The sequence below is a fragment of the Planctomycetaceae bacterium genome (assembly GCA_039680605.1).
In the GTDB taxonomy this organism is placed as follows: Bacteria; Planctomycetota; Phycisphaerae; order SM23-33; family SM23-33; genus JAJFUU01.
In genome coordinates, this window is record JBDKTA010000014.1 from 48,095 (window position 1) to 65,129 (window position 17,035).

The following is a 17,035-nucleotide window of genomic DNA, read 5'->3' on the forward strand; positions in this document are numbered from 1 at the left end:
GATTCCTTCTACCGCATCAACTGTTCGTAAAGAGCCCGCACCTGGTCAATCATGCGATGGAGACCAAATGCCGTCGCGCGCTGCGCCCCTGCCGCCGATAGCGCCTGCCGTCGCGGCGCACTGCCCAGAAGCTGCTCCACCGCACCGGCCAACGCGCGGGGATCTTCCGGCTCAACGAGCACCCCCCACTGCTGGTCGGCGACAATCTCCGGCAAGCCGCCCACCCGCGAGACCACCACGGGCACGCCGGCCGACATCGCCTCAAGCACGGACACGCCGAAGCCTTCGCTGCGGCTGGGCAGCACATAGAGATCACTGTACCACAGCAACACCTTCAATGCCTCCCGATCCAACCGCCCGACAAAATGCACACGATCCTGCAGACCCAACTGGGCGCACAGCGCCACCATGCGGGCGTTGGCTCGCCCCTGCGGCGAGCCGGCCACCGTCAGCGACAAGTCCCCGCGCCGGGCGAGCAACTGCTGCATCGACCGCAGGAGAATGTCCAGCCCCTTGATCTGCCAGTTCGTCCCCACCAGCACCAGCCGCCCCCCGGCAGGGCGCTGCGGCAGCGGGTCCGGCGGCAGGACGCCGGGGCGGATGAAGCAGGAAGTGTCGACGGCTTTGTAGATCGTGCAGACGCGAGACTCTTCCGGACGGTACGCCTCCAGCACGCGGCGGCGGGTGTAATTCGAGTTGCAGACGACTCGCGTGGCCGCGGGGATCACCTTCTGCTCCTGCACCCGGCGCCACAGCAGGCTCATCAACCGTCGCGGTCCTTTGCGGACCAGCGTACCGGCCAGATGAGCGGCCACGTCAGCCACTTCATAGTCATTGACCTGCACCGCCCAGGGTCCGGGGTAGTTGACGAACTGGAACATCGCATGGGCGATGTTGCCGTGGATAATCGTCGACCGCTCGTATCCTGCGGCCACCCGCATCGCCAAGCGCCCGATGCGGTGATAGAGTGAACCGCGGGTATCGGCGCCATCGAGCGTGTGCAGGCGCGGGTGCGTTTGCGCCGCCGCCGGGGCGACCAGGTGAAACTCCAGGTCCGGGTCGTCGCGAAATGCCTGCCAGAGATACTGGGCGTACATAGCCGGACCGTTAGCCACCTCGTCGAAGACCGTAGTGGCGAACACTATCCGCCGGACGGTCGTCACAGAATGGCCTCGTACATCTTTCTGACCTTCAGACCGATATCATGCCAGTCGTAGTGCTGGCGGGCGTACTGGCGGGCCTGCTGGCCGCGATGGAGGAGGTCGTCGTGGTTGATCGCCTCGGACAGGGCGGCATCGAGCGCGCCGCTCTGTTGGGGATCATAGCCAAAATACGCCTGCGGGCAGGCGACCTCCGGCAGGGCGCCCACGCGCGGGGCCACTACGCAGCGAGCGAAACTCATCGACAGCAGCAGGCTGCCGGAGTTGAGAATGTTCTTGAACGGCAGGGCCACCACGTCGGCGGCATTGAAGTAGACCTGCATCTGGTCGTCGGGCACTTCGCCGGCGTGAAGTCTTATTTGCAGGTAACCGGGAAGGGATTGTCGTGCCAGGTCTTCGAGTTCGGCGGCGAATTGATTACTCTCCGGCTGGCCTGCCAGCACCAGCACATCGCCGCGTTGTCCGGCGGCGCCGAAGGCGCGGATCAAGTCGTCCAATCCCTTGTAGCGCCGCATGCGCCCCAATGAAAGCACCACCCGCCGCGCCTGTTCGAGACCCAATCGGCGCCGCGCCTCGTCGCGGCTGACGGTGTTGGCATATTCGTCGATGTAGTGCCCGTGCGGAATCACCTCGACGCGCAGACCCGGCGGCAGGCGATAGGCTTCCTGCACCTGGTCGCGGGCGCTGTTGGACATGACCATCAGCGCGTCGCAGCGGTCCACGAGGCGCTGAAGCAGGCGGAGCTCTTGGGCGGCATCGGGGGCATCATGACCGATCAGGTTGTGAACGGTCCAGACCACCTTGTGCCGGCGCAGCCGCCTCAACCCGAGGTAGTACATCGCCCGCTTGACTCGCGTCAGCAGCCAGGTTCGACCATGGTAGAAATCGTGCGGCCAGTCGAGGTGCAGCACGTCAATCGGAAACGAGGTGGCGTAGTGCAGGGGAAACAGCTTCCGCGGCGGGATGCGGATCACGTGCAGCCCCGCCGACTCCAGGGCGCCCGAGAATAGCCGCTGGTACGGGTTCGAGTCGAGATTGTATGGAAAATGTCCTACAGTGATCTTGCCCATTGCCATGTCGCCGCTCACGTTCCCTTCAGCGCGTGCTTCACACCACAGAGCGTCGCAAACAGGTGCGCGCGCCATGGTGTTGGCGGGAGCCCAAATCGGGGAACCGCCATAGCATCCGGACCGGGCACCCGAGCAGGAACGTTCATCAAACCCACGCGGTAATTGCACTCGGCGGCCAGAGTCATAGTTTCCTGATCCACTTCCGCAGGCCCGCCGTAAGGGTATACGATTACTTCCGGCGCCTGGCCAAGCCGCGCCGCCAGCATCGCACGCGACCGCTGCAGTTCTTCTCGCTTCTGGTCGTCAGGCAACAGGCTCAAAATTCGGTGGGACCACGTGTGCGAAGCAATCACGTGTCCGGCAGCCTGGAGGCTGCGTACCATCGGCCAGTCCATCGGGCTGAAGCGCTCCGGATGAACCGTTTCGCGGTGATAAGGCAGAGCATTGCATTCACAAAGAGTGCGGACCAACCTATATACGTCGGCGATCTTATGGCTGACCACATGATCCTTAATGGCCGCGCCTATGGCATTGATGTTGTCAGCCCCGATGGCCACGGGTTGTCCGTAATGGTCCATGGGCAACCTCAGCGAGCGACCAACAGATTGCTGAAGGATCAGGTAGATGTGATCCCGCCACACGTGCGGAATATCGCCCTCGATGAGCCCAGGACAAACGGCAAATATTGCCGTAAGATTCCTTCGTGACAGGATTGGGGCAATTGTGCTGTAGGCATTGAGCATGCCGTCGTCAAAGGTCAGTATCCATCCCTCTGAGGCTTCCTGCCCGATCATCCGTGCCGGCAGAATCGGATAGTGCCGGGCCAGATAAGCTACCTGCGATTCAAAAACCTCTATCGTGCAGTCAACCCTGTAGGCAAATCCTTTCGACATCTCTCCGGCCGCCAGGACGTTGTGGTAGGAGAGGATCCCGGATCTCCTTCCCCATAGCGCCGCCCACAAGGCAGCTAGACCACTGTAGTAGATCGTGATCAGAAGGATGTCCCGAATGATCCACCGAAGCCTGCGCATCGCACTCCTTTGCCTTAACGAAGGCGCGGCGCAAAATCCAGTTTGTAGGTCAGCGCATTGCTGCGTTGGCCGATGATCTTGGCCGGTACGCCGCCCACGATGGCCAGCGGCGGAACGTCTTTGGTGACGACCGCCCCGGCCGCCACCACGGCTCCGCGCCCAATGGTCACTCCCGGTAAAATGGTCACGCGTGAGGCGATCCAGACATGATCCTCGATGGTGACCGGCCCTGCTTTTGTCGCATGCGAGTCGCTATTGGGATCATGCTCGAGGGTCCAGATATGCGTGTGCGTTCCGATATCCACGTCGTTGCCGATCCGCAGCGGACAGTCGCGCCCATCCAGAATGCAGTGAGCGTTTATGGCGGCCCGCTCGCCGATGAAGATATTCTGCGGGTTCATCAAATGCACGTGCATGCACATGAACGCCTTGGGTTCGAACGCCCCCAGCAGCCGCTGCAGCCAGAACCGGCGCCAACGGCGAGACGGGGTGTGACTGACCCAGACGTTGTAGACATCCCTACAGAGTTTCGTAAGCCGCACGTTCATGAGCTAATCTCTGAGCACCCGCCGGACGCGCGCCCCCAGACGCACAATGATCTCATAGGGGATTGTTCCGGCCATCTTCGCCAGATTCTCCACCGAATTCGGCGCTGCACGATCCGACGAGATCACCTCCACCTCGTCACCGACCGCCGCGCCGGCTATGCCGCTCAAGTCGATGATCGTCTGGTCCATCGATACACGACCGATGACCCGCGCATATTGACCGCGAATGCCCATGCAGGCACGGTTGGAAAAACTCCGCAGATACCCGTCGGCGTAACCGATGGGCGCCAGACCGATACGTCCTGTCGCGGGCATGGCGTATGTCAAGCCGTATCCACAACGCGTACCCGCATCGACTTCTTTGACCTGCATCAGCCGGGCCGTCACCCGCAGCGCCGGCCGCAGCGATTCCTGACCGGGACAATCGTCGCCTGTTCGATATCCGTAGATCGCCAGCCCCGGACGCACCATATCCAGATGCGAGGCAGGAAAGCCCAGCGTGGCAGCCGAATTGGCCGCGTGGCAGATCAAGGTTTCGGCGCCGTTGCAGGCCTTGGCGCACTGCTTCAACAAGTCCAGTTGCATGGCGGTATATGCCCAATCGCCTTCATCGGCCAGGGGCAGATGCGTGTAAAGCCCCTCCAGTCGCACCGCGGGATGAGAGGTTGCCGCCGTCAGGACGTGCTCAAACTGCCCTGGCAAAACCCCGCTGCGACCCATGCCCGTATCGATCTTGACATGTACGCGCCCTCTTCTGCCTACTGACGCTGCGGCTTTTGCGACAGCCGCCACCTCGGCGGAACTGACTACACTGATCGTAACATCGTGCCGCACCAATTCCGCCAGAGTCGATTCAGCCTGCCCTTCCTCCATGACGCCAGGAGTAAAGAACACCAGCAGCGGTACGTCGGTGGCAATGCGGCGCACGTCAAGGGCCTCATCGGCCGTAGCCACCGCCAGTGCATCCACGTGGGGCAGAATCACCGGCAGCAGAATGTCCATGCCATGCCCGTAGCAGTCCGCCTTGACGACGCCACAGAGCTTGACGCCGCTGCGCAGGGAAGCGCGGACCGTCTGAAGATTGGCGACCAGGCTGGAGGCGGCGATCTGTGCGGTCAAACAGGTATTCATGCCTATCTCAACGGCTCGGACCTATCCCGCTCGCCAGGCGAGGGGGCAGGAAGCCTCGGAAGAAATCGGCCATCGTCTCACCCCAGACGTCCCAGTTCAGCCGTCGCTCATACTCATCGCGTGACGAGACTCGCATGGCCTGAAGGCGGACGGGATCGTTCCACAGATCCGCGATGACCTTGGCGTAGGCGTCCCCCCGGGCCGACAGGGGCAATCGAAAGCCGTTTAGGCCGTCGGTGATCACGCCCGAGACGCCTCCGACGTCTGTGCCGATGGCGGGCAGACCAAATGCATTGCCCTCAGCGTAGACGATGCCGTAAGCCTCCGACCGCGTCGGCACCACCAGAAAATCCGATTGTATCAGCAGGGCGGCCAGTTCGCGGCAGCCGGTTGGTTCCGTCTTGTCCAGGAAGGGGATGACCTTGATGTCTCGGCCGACGATCGCCTCCGGCGGCGGCGTGCAACCGACGATGGTCAGTTGAGCCCGGATGCCCATGGCACCAAGCCGGTCGAAAGCTTCAACCAAGATATCGCCCCCTTTGCGCTGCCAATCGACGCCGACAAAAATCATGCGGCAGCAGTTTCCTTGGCGGCGATCAAGAACCGCTTGGCGCGACGGGACATACTCTGGTTCGATGTTGGCCGCCATCGGAGCCAGAACAACTCTCGCGGCATCGGCGCCGTAGTTGTGTACCAGCGACTGGCGGGCCCAGTCGCTGGCCACGGCGATGCCTGCACAACGGCTAACCGCGTTGCGGACCAGTTGCGAAGCCTGCCGCATATTTCGTCGGGGGCGGTTGGTTGTGCCCCGGTACCATCCCATGCGCATGGAGTCCAGCGGCGTCATGTCCCGATACATGAACAACGGCAAGGGGCTGCTAACGTCAGCCAAGAGCGGCGCCGCTTCGAACAGGCCCAGCACCAGGTCAGGTTGGACTCGATCGATCTGCTCGTCCAGCCCTGCGGCACAACGCCTGTTGTATTGGGGCGTAAATGCGTAAACGATTTTCTTGCCGACCAAGGCTCGTTCGAGTTTCCATAGCGCACGTCTAACCAGCGGAGGTGACACCTTTGGGATGGGCCCCAGGTCTATGGTCTCACCGCAGTGCCTCCAGAGAGCCTGCGCCATTCGGAAAGGCGTTCCACTGGCGCTGACCTTGTCGGCCAGACCGCATGTGGCAATGATACCTATGCGTATCCTGCTCATCGTCGCTGCGAGCCTTAGTCCCGCACGAAGTCCTCTCGCTGATCGAGAATCGCCTGGCAGACGAAGTCCAGGTCGGCCATCCGCCCCGGCAGCAGATCGTCCAGCGATTTGATCTCGTAGCCCCTGCAGTCGAGATAACGCTTCTCCCGAACCAGCGGAATGTGGTGCTGGTACTTGAAGAACCGCACCAGCACATACTTCAGTGCCAGCTCGCGCATGTCCGGGGTGTATTGGCCGGGCAGTTCAGCGGCCCGGGCAATTATCGTCTCGTAGGCCGCAAAAGATTCCACGTCAAAGGTGAATCCTTTGCCCCGGTAGTGCGCCTGCGACACGGGGATCACCGGTTTGCCCAGCGCCGCCATCTCCAACCCGGCCGTCGAGGTGTGGGCGATGCCCACATCGACGGCCTTCATCAAGCTCATCGGATTCATGTGGACTCCGGCGGGCAGGATCGTGACGTTGGCGGGCAGTTTCGGGAACTGCCGGCGAATTTCCTCGCCCACAAACAGCTTGGTCCCGCGCATGACTTCGGCCGGATGAGGCTTGACGATCAGGTGCAGATTGGGATGGCGCGACACGATCTCGATGGTCTTGGCAACCCATTCCAGCGTGTTGCTGAAGACCAGGTCGCGTCCGACGGCCGCGGCGTCCCACACCAGGTTGCTCACCAGCAGCAAGGCGGTCTTTTCCGACGCAATGCCCAGCGCCGCCCGCAACTGCACCGGGTCCGATGGCGGAGCGTCGGAGTACTTGCAGGACTCTTTGGCGAAGGTCTCGCGGCTGGCCAGATAGTCCAACGCCTCCTGGCGCTGGGGCGGGGTCATCGGCCGGTTCTTCCATCGGCCATTCCAGGCCGGGCCGATGTCGCCATTCTGGGGGCTCGAGTCCCAATTGAACTGGAAGCGGTTGGGCCCGGGCTGGCGGTCGTAGGCCGCCACTCGGACGCCGCGTTTGAGAAAGACCGAAAGCGCGGGCTCCCAGGAGGTGTAAATCCCGTGGCTCATCAGCGCTGCATGGATGGGTCCTTCGTCCGCAAGTCGCTGCGCCGCGTGCTTGGTAATCAGCGCCGAAACGACGTACTGTCGCAGGACGTCGATGTCCGCGGCGGTGGAATCAAGAGACGCTCTACGGAAATGCCTCATCGCCACCATCATGGCAGGACGTCCTACGGGCACGCCCTCATATTCAAACTGCAGCGCGTTGTCGGCAGTAACGCTCATGGCCACTTGCCGGTACCGCTCGAGGCTGGCGGGGTCTACCAACTCGCTGATCAGCCGCACAGTCAAGGGCAGGCCTTGCGTCATACGGCGGCGGTTGTCCATGCATCGCCGGCAGAAGCTTTCCTTGTTGGCCATGGTATCGGCCACCGTCAGTTCGCACAGGGGAAATACAAAGTCGTCGAAGATCATTTCGACGCGCGCCCCCCGGGCATTGAGCGCCAGTGCCAGCGGCACTTCGAAGTTGGTCAAATACATGTTGCCGATCATCGACATGTACACGACGCGCGGCCCTTGCGGGTGGGCGGCGAAGCGACTTATATCCGTCGTACGCCGCATGACCTCCCTCCAGGCCGCGTGCCTGCCGGAATAAATCCAGTGCTTGTGCAGCTTCGCCACCGGCGAGCGAAACGGCCCTAAGAACCGTCCAATACCTTTGCTCATGAAAATATCCTGTTCAGGAACTGGCGGGGCTTTGTTGCGGCCGCACCATCTCCGGCGGATGCTTTGCCAGGATCCATTCAGCCATGTCCCACTGCTGCTGGTTGTCGATGTCGATGGCGTAGCATCGGTCGATGACCAGGGGCAGGATGCGGTCACCCGAAAGCGAGCGCTTGTCCAGCACCGTCTGGCGGCGGAAGACGTCCAGATGCCCTGTCTGCCAGAAGGTGGCGGGCAGGCTCTGGCGCGGTTGATTGTACGGCTCGGCCAGGTCGCAGCTCAGCAGCGGTTCCATGTGGTCGCCCACCAGGCGCCACATCTTATAGGGGTTCTCGCCCGATGGCGTCACCGTTCGCACGCAATCGGCGGCCGGGTCTTCCAGCAGTTTGACGACGGCCTCATCCACGCAGCCCAGCGGCCGAAACGGCGAGGTCGGCCTCAGTTGCACCAGGATGTCCGGTTCGTAGCCTTCGGCGTCTTTGAGGGCGCGCAGGGCGTGCTCGAAGACCGGCCAATCGGTGGTCCGGTCCTGGGCCAGGTCGGCCGGGCGGAGGAAGGGAACTTCTGCGCCGCACTGACGAGCAACGGCGGCGATCTCTTCACTGTCGGTCGAGACGATGGTGCGCGTGACGAGCTTCGACTTCAGGCCGGCCGCGACGCTGTAGGCGATCAGCGGAAATCCCGCCAGCGGCTTGATGTTCTTGCCCGGAAGGCCCTTGGACCCGCCGCGGGCGGGGATCAGGGCCAGCACCTCTGTGCGGCGGTTCACCATGCGCTCCAACCCCCGTCGCAGACGAGATTCGAGCCGGTCATGTATGATGAGGCGTCGGAAATCAGGAACGCCAGCGCCCCGCAATATTCGTCTTTGCGGGCCATGCGGCCCATCGGCGTGCGCGAGCTGTATCGCCGCACGAACTCCTCAGCGTGGTTGTTGTACACTCCGCCGATGGTCAGCGTGTTGGTGCGGATGCCCTTGAGCCCATAGTACGTCGCGAGGTACTTCGTGAAGCCGAACACCGCGCTCTTGGTCACGGTGTACGTGACGGGCTTGTAGTTGACCGGCTTGGACGGATCGTCGCTCTCGTAGAGCCGCTGGTCGGGCCCGCACATGCCGTAGGTGCTGGAGATATTGATGATCGTCCCCGCGCCCTGCGATAGCATGTGCGGCACCACCGCTTGCGTGCATAGAAACATGCCCGTCAGGTTCACGTCCAGCGACTGCTGCCAGACCTCCAGGGGGAGATTCTCGAAGGCGCTGGTGTGCTTGCCGGCATTGCCCGGATCAAATTTTGGATCCAACGCCGCGTTGTTGACAAGGCTGTCGATGCGCCCGAACGCGTCGAGCACGGCGGCCACCATCGCCCTGACGCTGTCGGGGTCGACGATGTCAACGGTCACGGCTATCGAGCCGGGCACTTTCTTGGCCAGTGCGGCGGCGCGGTCGCTGTTGGCGTCGGCCACCGCCACGCGGGCGCCCATATCGGACAGCGCGGCGGCGTACTCGCTGCCGAGCATGCCGGCCCCGCCGGTGATGATCACGCTTTTGCCCGCAACGTCGAAGCGATTCTTAGACATGCACGTCTCTCCTCTGTTGTGCGGCCTCTTTGACAGCCAAGGCGATCTTCAGCGCCGCAATGCCGTCGTCCAGACCGCAGCGGGGGCTCTGGGCGCCATCGATGCATAGCAGAAAATGCTTCATTTCGTCGAGGAACATCGTGTTTCGCTCGAAGCCTTCTGGGACGGCATGCGTCGTCCAGCTCTGGGGTCCTGCGCGATACAACCGCGCCGTGCCATCCGCGTTGTCCCAAGCCAGCGTGCCCTCGCGCCCGACGATCGTCAGCCAGTGCGCGGTCGGCCGCTGGAGATAGTCCAGGTATACACTCGCCACGGCCCCGCCGGCGAAACGCAGCGACGCCATACAGACGTCCTCGGTATCGGTATCAAGCACGTCGGATCGCGCCGAAGCTGCAACCGATTCCACTTCGCCCAGCATCCAGTGCAGATAATTGAACGGGTGGCACAGGGTCAGCGTAACGCCGCCGCCCAGGTCGGCCCGCGCGCTGTAGCTGTCGCGGTAGTCTTCCCACGGATGCCACTGCGGCAGATACTCGCCCCAATGCGCCTGGGCCGACACCACCGCGCCGATCGCGCCGTCCTTGAGCCATGCCCGGAGTTGGATCAGACCGGGGTGGAACAGAAACTGAAAGCCGACCAGCACGGCCAGTCGATTGGCCCGCACGACCTGCGACAACGCGTCGACCCCTTCCGGCGAATGCGAGAGGGGCTTTTCAATCAACAGATGGCAGCCCGCCTGGGCCGCCTGAAGCGCCACGGGAAGATGCAGTGAAGTGGGGTTGCTGACGATGACCGCCTGCGGACGCTTGGCAAGGCCTGCGGCCAGGTCGTGTACCGTCGGCAGGGCAGACAATTCATCGTCGGCCATCGTGCTCTTGCCGCTACGGTAGAGCACGATGTTGCGATGTCCCAGCGACTGGAGATTCCGCAGATGGCGCCGGCCGATGCTGCCCAGGCCGGCAATCAGGATAGGGCGTGTGGGATCAGGCAAATTAGGTTCCGGGAGTCTCGGCGGCGGCCTTGGGCTGCGTGTGCAGCGCCGTCAGGATCAGTTCGCACACTTCTCGCACGGCGCCGTGGCCTCCCAGGCGGGTGCAGACGTACATGACCTGCGTGGCGGTCTTGCCCGGCGCATCGGCGGGGCAGGCGGAAAGCCCCGCCTGGGCGAGCACCGCCTGATCGTTGACATCGTCGCCTACGTAAGCGAGCTGCGGCCAATCCAGCCCGTGCTGCGCCAGCAGCGCTGCGACGGCAGTGACTTTATCCTTGACGCCCAGCAGGCAGTCTTCGATCTGGAGCTTTCGCGCGCGGGCGGCCACAATGGGGCTGTTCTCGCTGGTGCAGATCGCCACGGCGATTCCGGCCTTGCGCAGCAGCAGCAGGCCCATGGCATCGCGGGTATCGAATCGTTTGAGCTCTTCGCCTTGGGCGGAGTAGTACATCCCGCCGTCGGTGAGCGTACCGTCCACATCGACGCAGATGAGCTTCACGCGCCGCGAGGCTGCTTCGAGATCCGCCGCCGAGGCCTTGCTCATGCCCGGGCCTCGCCCGACGAACGGTTCCACTTGAGCTTCTTGCGCTGGGGCAGCTCGATCGGGGCGATATCCACCGGCCGCCGCTGAAGGGCGTCGGCGATCTGGCGGTTGTTTCGTACGACCCTTCGCATGCCGTCGGGCTCGAGGCTGGCGGCGTGATCGGTGCCCTTCCACGTCCGGTCGAGAGTGAAGTGCCGCTCAACCCAATCGGCCCCGAGCGTGAACGCCGCGATATCGGCGCCGATACCGTTGTGGTGCCCGCTGTAGCCGATGGCCTTGACCGTGCCGCCGTACGTCTCGATGAGGCGTTGGATCTCCTGCAGGTACAGGTTCTCAAATGGAACCGGATAGCCGGACGTGCAGTGGTAGACCACGGTATCCTTGAGACGATCGTGACGGTTGATGAAATCGACGATGTGCTCTTCTTCCTTGCGCGTCGTCATGCCCAGGGCGATGTGGATCTCGCCGCTGTACTCCTGGCACAGCATCGCCAACAGATCGTCCCAGGTGTTGCAGGCCGAGGGCACCTTGATGAGCTTGGGATCCAGCGAGATGATCTCCCGCGCGCTGGTCAGGTCCCAGACGCTGGAGGAATAGATCACGCCATAGCTTTCGCAGACGGCCTTGAGGTCGCGATGGATCGCCACGTCGAACTCGAGGAACTCGCGATGCTTGCCATACGTGTCGCCATAGCTGTTGGCGGGGTTGGGGTGCGGGGCGTTGTATTCCTGAGGCGTCAGACATTCCTTGATGCATCGCTTCTGGAACTTCACGACATCGACCTTGCAGAACTGGGCGGCCATCATGATCATCTCTTTGGCCGTCTCGACGCTGCCGCGATGATTCCCCCCGATCTCTGCCACAACCTTCGGAATACGTTTTTGTACCGTCATGGGTGCCCTTCCTTCGCTCCATGTGGAGATTAAGATACCGCCAACGCGCTTTCCACGAGTTCACAGATGACGTGATAAATAACCGTCGAGACTTCCTGCACGCGCGGGGTCTGGTCGGACGGAACGTCCAGCAGGATGTCCGCCAGGGCGGCGGACTGACCGCCGCCGCGGCCGGTCAGGGCGATCGTCGTCAGGCCCATCGCCTTGGCCTGCTTCATCGCGGCGATCACGCTCGGGGCGTTGCCCGAGGTGCTCAGAGCGATGGCCACGTCGCCGCTCTTGGCGTTGGCCTCGAGCTGCCGCGCGAACACGCTCTGATAGCCGAAATCATTGGCCAACGCCGTCAGGACCGAGCTGTTGACCGTCAGCGCCTCGGCCTTGAGGGCGCGGCGGTTCTTGAGGAACCGCCCCACCAGCTCGCCGGCCATGTGCTGGGCGTCGGCGGCCGATCCGCCGTTGCCGAACAGGAACACGCCGCCGCCGCTGCGATAGGCGGCGATGATGGCGTCGGCAGCCGCGGCGATGCGCGTGGCCAAGTGCTCCGGCGTCAGGCGAGCCAGAGCAGCGGACTCTTCAAACCGCTGTCGGATTATTCGTTCATCGCAGTTCACGTGTGGTTGCGTCTGGATAGACTCCGTCCCCGTCGGGCGCACCCGAAAGCTCTTGTCTACCGCGTCCAGGCGGGGGATACCTGCATTCATTCCGCCGGGAAGCGGCAAAAGTTCGGCTATCCGTGAAATACTTTCCTGTCGAAATCCGTACTTGATTGTAACATCGGCACTTCCGTCGACAAACTGAACCCGATTCGCAACAAGGATGAGAGGTATCCCGAGGCCGTGGAGAAGCCTCCAGAGTCCATGCACTATGGGGGAAACGGCAAACCAATGAAGACCACCATCGACCGTTTCTTGCACAGGAATCTTCCTCTTCTGGGCTGTGCATGGCGTCGTCGGCCACGGCGGGGATAGCCGACCATGTTGCGGCCGTAACGGCAGACAGTTCGATGGTCTGTTGGCGCGTTGAGGAAACCAACTGGCCTCACATCGTCGGGGTGGTGGACGGCCCCGCATCACCGGGGCAGATCGGAGTCTTCGGAAGCCTCTGCGACCGGACCTGTCCAGGACACGGCCGCAGGCGGGGTGTTCGGCGGCTTTCTATCGCCATTGCCGCCCGACAGTCCGATCTTGCGACGAATGCCGTCAGCTATGCCGCCGAATCGCTTCTTGTCTTCCTTGTCAAAGCCGACCCACCAGCACAGGGGAATCCACGCCAAGACGACCATGGCGGCGCAGGCCAGCAGCGGCACAAGCGTCTGGGGATTCACGGTCAGGCGAAGACCAACCGCCACGGCCGACAGAACCAGCAGCACCCACAGCGGCTGCGCATAGGCCTGTCGAAAGTACTCCCGCACCGGAAGCCCTGCCACCCTTGCGGTATGGACGGCGATGATCGGCCGCATGATGTACTGCATCACCACTGTCGGGACAATGACGCCAAGGGGCCCCAGCGGCGTAAAGCCGGCCAGGAAGACCGAAGCTAGAATATTGATGATCCCTGAGACGGTGCTGAGCTTGGTCGCGAAGCCCAGCCGATTCATACCTATCAGGACTGCCCACTGCGTTCCGCCGGCATAGTTGCCAAGGTAGACCAGCGACCAACCAACCATGAACCAGGCAGCGACATGATAGTCATCACCGAGTTTTCCCCCCATCCACACTCTCATGATCGGATCGGCAAAGACGCCGAGCATCACGCAGGTGGCTATGCCCATCAGAAACGTGTATTTGGTGCCGCGCACCAGCAGCGCGTGCAGCCGTTCCTTGTGGCCGATGGAATGGTACCGAGTGGCCAGCGTATCCAACTGATTGCGGAACCCGCCGATAACCTGCTCAGCCATCATCGGCAGCGACATTCCCGGGGTATACAGCGTTACGCCCGCCGGAGAAAAGAAATACGAGATGACGATCGGGTCACTGCGGACGCTGATGAATCGCATCAGGTTGAAGATGAACATTTTTCCCCCGAGGGAGAACAGTTCACCGAAAGCATCTCGCCGGACGTAGACCGGGCTGATCCGCATGGCCGGCCAGATGTGCCAAGCCGCCCACGCCCGCACCAGCGTCATGGCGACCAGGATGCCCGCCGAAATCAGCGCGTAAGCCATCAGGCCAGCATGCGTGACGCTCAGGATCGGAAACAGCAGCGCCGCCGTCAAAATCACATCAACGATGCCGATGCCATTGCGAATATCAAAGCGGTTGTTGCTGACGATCGTGGAATTGAACACGGGGTTGACGAAAGACAGCACCATCGACGTGCTGCCGTAGACTCGCAAGAGGAAGAGGGCCTGGTCCCACAGCGCCGCCGGCACATTGAATGCCCGGGCGATCTGCGGCGCCAGCACCACCACCAGTCCGCCCAGGAACACTCCCAGCGACAGATAGATCAGCATCGCCGTGCTGGCAACTTCGTTATAGCGGCGGTAATTCTTGACCGCGACATGCACCGCCAGCGTGCGGCTCAGGGCCGCCCGAAGACCCAAATCCACCAGTTCGCTAAACCCGATTAGAACCCCCACCAAGGCCACTATTCCATAACCGTCCTTGCCCAGTTCCCCGACCAGGAACGGGAGCAAGAACATATGCATCAAGCCCCTCGTGCCTTGATATATCCATGAACTGGCGGTATTGACGCCGATCCGTTTGGCTGTACTCACGGCCTCACCTTGAAACTGCTTTCCCACACATTATTTGCAAGTATTGCCGTATTGCCCCGACTGTTCCCCATATTCTTCTCCAAATCAAGTGGCGCTTATAGGGGTTCAGTGTCAAAACGGCCTTGAGATATTGCCGGACGATACTCAAACAGGAACCCGCCAGCATCTTGAGCATTCGGAAGCGCCCGGGGCGGGCTGAATCATAAAATTCCATGGCCGATTGCCTTCCGCGATCAAAAGCGCTGCGCCTGAAGTACCGCCAATTCGCTCGAGAACCCGAGATATGCTGCACTTTCACATCAGGGTCGTAGATCACCGTGCCCCCACGTGCCAGCACCGCGCGGATTGCGGCGTCCTCTTCCCCTGCAAAAAGCGTTTTGCCGGTGCGGCCCATCGCAGGGCTGAACCCCCCAATCTCTTCAAGTGCGGCCTTTCGGAAGGCAAGGTTAAGACCGAAGATCCCAGAAGTAACGGGCTTGCGAACAGGGCCTAGGTCCACTCGCGACAGCCAGATCTCAAATTTCGGCCCCATCCAGACAGGGGCAGGTCCATCGAGAAGCAGATCGGCCCGTCCGCCAATAATATCGGCACGCGTTTCATTGAAAGACGTATCGAGGTTGCGCAACCAGTGTCGATCGAGCAACACGTCGTCATCGAGAAATGCAACGATATCGCCCTTCGATTCGGCGATACCCCGATTTCGTGCATGCGAGAGCCCTTGCTGGGGCTCAAGCACATAACGTACATGCGGATCGGACATGAAAGGCTCGATCACCTTGGCGGTGTCATCGCGCGAGTTGTTGTCCACCACGATCAGTTCGTAGTCCAAAGCTTGCATCGCTTCCTGTGCAAGAAAACTCTCCACCGCCTGGCGAAGCAATGGGGCCCGATTAAATGTACAGATCACGACCGAGATCATTGCGCGAACCTTAAAAAAGACCGTTCCGATTGTAACAGAGCGTCTTGGCGATACACTACCATTTTCAACCGTACCCCTCGTGTTGCCCAAATCGCTTGAAAGGTTTCCCAAAGCTTGATCCTATTTTGTCCGACTAATATAGTTATTGATCTCAATCCGACGCGGAGCGCTCCATGGGTATCTTGTCGAAGGAAGTCCCCGTAACCCCCCCGCTTGCCAGCCAGAAGCGTTGCCGGATCTATCTCTATCATGGCTCGGGATGGGGCAATGCCGGCGACAGCGCCCAGATGCTTTGCGCCCTGGAACGCCTGGAGCGAATGATACCCGATGCCGAAGTGGTGGTGGCGAAAGTCTACGCTGTTGACGATACGCAGCTCTATCGCGACCGCCCCATCGGCATCGGAATAAGCCCGTTTCTGCACAAGCCCCTGCCGCCGATCATACGGTCGGTGATGGCTTTATGGCGCCGTATCCCGCTGCTGGGGCGGCTTCATTCTGTTGTCATGTGGCATGTGCTGTCGTCTCGTGGGCGGAGGCTGGTATGGGCTGCCGCTATCGCCCGCCGCACCGGACGGGTCCCGCTCCTGAATGCCAAGGGGCGGGAGTTCGTGCGGCTTATCGCTTCCAGCGACGCCGTGTATTGTTCCGGAGGCGGCAACCTTAACGACAAATGGCTGACGAGCGAGTTGGTGCCCCGGTGTACCCTGTATCGCGTCGCGCACGCCTTGCGAAAACCCCTGATCGTCTCGGGGCAGGGTATCGGCCCGCTGAAAAGCCGCAAGGGCGAGGCCCTACTGGCCAGGAGCATGCGCTGGGCCAGGATCATCGGTTGCCGGGACTTCTCCGAGTCGCGCGACCTGCTGCTGAAGCTGGGGCTGGAACAAAGCAAGCCTGTATCGCTGGGAGATGACGCTACGGACCTGCGAGTCTCCCCCCCTCAACGCATCCGGGAGATTCTCCAGGCCGAAGCCGTCACCGACGATGGCAAGCCTCTGGTTGCAGTTCACGTGCGCTTGCATACGTTTCCGCAGGATTTTCGAAAGCATGAGTCGGTGACGCGCTATGTGCAGACGCTCGATGCCATGATCGAGGAACTGGATTGCCGGCTGCTCTTTATTCCCATCACCTACGCCAGGGCCAAAGCCTATGACCAGGATATGGGCGACGCTTTTGAGATCTTCACGCGGCTGAAAAACAGGAACAGATGTCATTTCATCTGCCGCGAAGCGTACAGCCCTCCAGACATGAAGGGCGTCGTCGCCGCCTGCAAGCTCGTTGTCGCTTTCAGTTATCACGCGTGGGTGTTCGGGATGACCTCCGGCGTGCCGGCATTGGGATTGTTCTTCGGCGACTATTTCCGCCTCAAGGCCGAAGGCTTCTTCGCCTGGTACGACCGCCGGCAGTGGGCGATCAACATCCAGTCAATCCAAAAGGAATCCTTTCTGGAGATGATCAGAGAGATCATGGGCAACTACGATTGTCACCGTCGTCACCTGCTCGATGTGACGCAGGAAATGAGCCGATCCGTGCAGATGCCGGCGCAGATGCTTCGTGACGCCTTACAGCAGGACGGCAGCCCCGCGGGTTGCTGA

General features: G+C 61.8%; 16 protein-coding genes. 1 reads left to right on the forward strand and 15 read right to left on the reverse strand.

Translation table 11 applies throughout. The features are described 5' to 3' along the window. Positions 1–8: 8 nt before the first annotated feature. The 15 genes from ABFD92_04555 to ABFD92_04625 all read right to left on the reverse strand — a co-directional run bounded on the left by ABFD92_04555 (position 9) and on the right by ABFD92_04625 (position 15,443). Positions 9–1,163, reverse strand: a complete 1,155-nt coding sequence (locus ABFD92_04555; GenBank protein MEN6503789.1) for a glycosyltransferase family 4 protein — start codon at positions 1,161–1,163, stop codon at positions 9–11. Further along, the gene (locus ABFD92_04560; GenBank protein MEN6503790.1) at positions 1,160–2,248 is read right to left on the reverse strand and encodes a glycosyltransferase family 4 protein; all 1,089 of its coding nucleotides are present in this window, start codon (positions 2,246–2,248) and stop codon (positions 1,160–1,162) included. Before ABFD92_04560 ends, ABFD92_04555 begins: the two co-directional genes overlap by 4 nt. Continuing rightward, a complete protein-coding gene (locus ABFD92_04565; protein ID MEN6503791.1) occupies positions 2,245–3,261 on the reverse strand; it encodes a polysaccharide deacetylase family protein in 1,017 nt (338 codons plus the stop codon). Before ABFD92_04565 ends, ABFD92_04560 begins: the two co-directional genes overlap by 4 nt. 14 nt (positions 3,262–3,275) lie before the next feature. After that, positions 3,276–3,809, reverse strand: a complete 534-nt coding sequence (locus ABFD92_04570; protein ID MEN6503792.1) for an acyltransferase — start codon at positions 3,807–3,809, stop codon at positions 3,276–3,278. Between the two features lie 3 nt (positions 3,810–3,812). Further along, positions 3,813–4,940, reverse strand: a complete 1,128-nt coding sequence (alr, locus tag ABFD92_04575; GenBank protein ID MEN6503793.1) for an alanine racemase — start codon at positions 4,938–4,940, stop codon at positions 3,813–3,815. A 7-nt stretch (positions 4,941–4,947) separates the two neighbouring features. Further along, on the reverse strand, positions 4,948–5,961 hold the full coding sequence (locus tag ABFD92_04580; GenBank protein MEN6503794.1) for a glycosyltransferase family 4 protein: 1,014 nt from the start codon (positions 5,959–5,961) through the stop codon (positions 4,948–4,950). 200 nt (positions 5,962–6,161) lie between these two features. After that, positions 6,162–7,808, reverse strand: coding sequence for a hypothetical protein (locus ABFD92_04585; GenBank protein ID MEN6503795.1), 1,647 nt, complete (start codon positions 7,806–7,808; stop codon positions 6,162–6,164). Between the two features lie 13 nt (positions 7,809–7,821). After that, positions 7,822–8,574 (reverse strand): acylneuraminate cytidylyltransferase family protein, encoded by a 753-nt coding sequence (locus ABFD92_04590; protein ID MEN6503796.1) that lies wholly within the window; start codon positions 8,572–8,574, stop codon positions 7,822–7,824. Then, entirely contained in the window at positions 8,571–9,380 is an 810-nt protein-coding gene (locus ABFD92_04595; protein MEN6503797.1) for an SDR family oxidoreductase, read from the reverse strand. The genes ABFD92_04590 and ABFD92_04595 overlap by 4 nt, the downstream gene beginning before the upstream one ends. After that, a complete protein-coding gene (locus ABFD92_04600) occupies positions 9,373–10,371 on the reverse strand; it encodes a Gfo/Idh/MocA family oxidoreductase (protein MEN6503798.1) in 999 nt (332 codons plus the stop codon). The genes ABFD92_04595 and ABFD92_04600 overlap by 8 nt, the downstream gene beginning before the upstream one ends. Before the next feature lies 1 nt (position 10,372). Then, positions 10,373–10,945 (reverse strand): HAD family hydrolase, encoded by a 573-nt coding sequence (locus ABFD92_04605; GenBank protein ID MEN6503799.1) that lies wholly within the window; start codon positions 10,943–10,945, stop codon positions 10,373–10,375. After that, on the reverse strand, positions 10,912–11,808 hold the full coding sequence (locus tag ABFD92_04610; GenBank protein ID MEN6503800.1) for an N-acetylneuraminate synthase family protein: 897 nt from the start codon (positions 11,806–11,808) through the stop codon (positions 10,912–10,914). Before ABFD92_04610 ends, ABFD92_04605 begins: the two co-directional genes overlap by 34 nt. A gap of 29 nt (positions 11,809–11,837) precedes the next feature. Continuing rightward, the gene (locus ABFD92_04615; GenBank protein ID MEN6503801.1) at positions 11,838–12,419 is read right to left on the reverse strand and encodes an SIS domain-containing protein; all 582 of its coding nucleotides are present in this window, start codon (positions 12,417–12,419) and stop codon (positions 11,838–11,840) included. A 458-nt stretch (positions 12,420–12,877) separates the two neighbouring features. After that, positions 12,878–14,524 carry an oligosaccharide flippase family protein gene (locus tag ABFD92_04620; protein ID MEN6503802.1) on the reverse strand — a complete coding sequence of 549 codons (1,647 nt, stop codon included), beginning with the start codon at positions 14,522–14,524 and terminating at the stop codon, positions 12,878–12,880. Between the two features lie 4 nt (positions 14,525–14,528). Further along, the gene (locus ABFD92_04625) at positions 14,529–15,443 is read right to left on the reverse strand and encodes a glycosyltransferase family A protein (protein MEN6503803.1); all 915 of its coding nucleotides are present in this window, start codon (positions 15,441–15,443) and stop codon (positions 14,529–14,531) included. A gap of 173 nt (positions 15,444–15,616) precedes the next feature. Here ABFD92_04625 and ABFD92_04630 point away from each other — a divergent pair, with 173 nt between their 5' ends. Further along, the gene (locus tag ABFD92_04630) at positions 15,617–17,035 is read left to right on the forward strand and encodes a polysaccharide pyruvyl transferase family protein (protein MEN6503804.1); all 1,419 of its coding nucleotides are present in this window, start codon (positions 15,617–15,619) and stop codon (positions 17,033–17,035) included.

What these genes read in the sequence shown, in the direction of transcription:
- ABFD92_04565 (MEN6503791.1), bottom strand. Translation starts at nt 3,261, where the DNA reads ATGCGCAGGCTTCGGTGGATCATTCGGGACATCCTTCTGATCACGATC.
- ABFD92_04570 (MEN6503792.1), bottom strand. Translation starts at nt 3,809, where the DNA reads ATGAACGTGCGGCTTACGAAACTCTGTAGGGATGTCTACAACGTCTGG.
- alr (MEN6503793.1), bottom strand. Translation starts at nt 4,940, where the DNA reads ATGAATACCTGTTTGACCGCACAGATCGCCGCCTCCAGCCTGGTCGCC.
- ABFD92_04585 (MEN6503795.1), bottom strand. Translation starts at nt 7,808, where the DNA reads ATGAGCAAAGGTATTGGACGGTTCTTAGGGCCGTTTCGCTCGCCGGTG.
- ABFD92_04595 (MEN6503797.1), bottom strand. Translation starts at nt 9,380, where the DNA reads ATGTCTAAGAATCGCTTCGACGTTGCGGGCAAAAGCGTGATCATCACC.
- ABFD92_04610 (MEN6503800.1), bottom strand. Translation starts at nt 11,808, where the DNA reads ATGACGGTACAAAAACGTATTCCGAAGGTTGTGGCAGAGATCGGGGGG.
- ABFD92_04625 (MEN6503803.1), bottom strand. Translation starts at nt 15,443, where the DNA reads ATGATCTCGGTCGTGATCTGTACATTTAATCGGGCCCCATTGCTTCGC.
- ABFD92_04630 (MEN6503804.1), top strand. Translation starts at nt 15,617, where the DNA reads ATGGGTATCTTGTCGAAGGAAGTCCCCGTAACCCCCCCGCTTGCCAGC.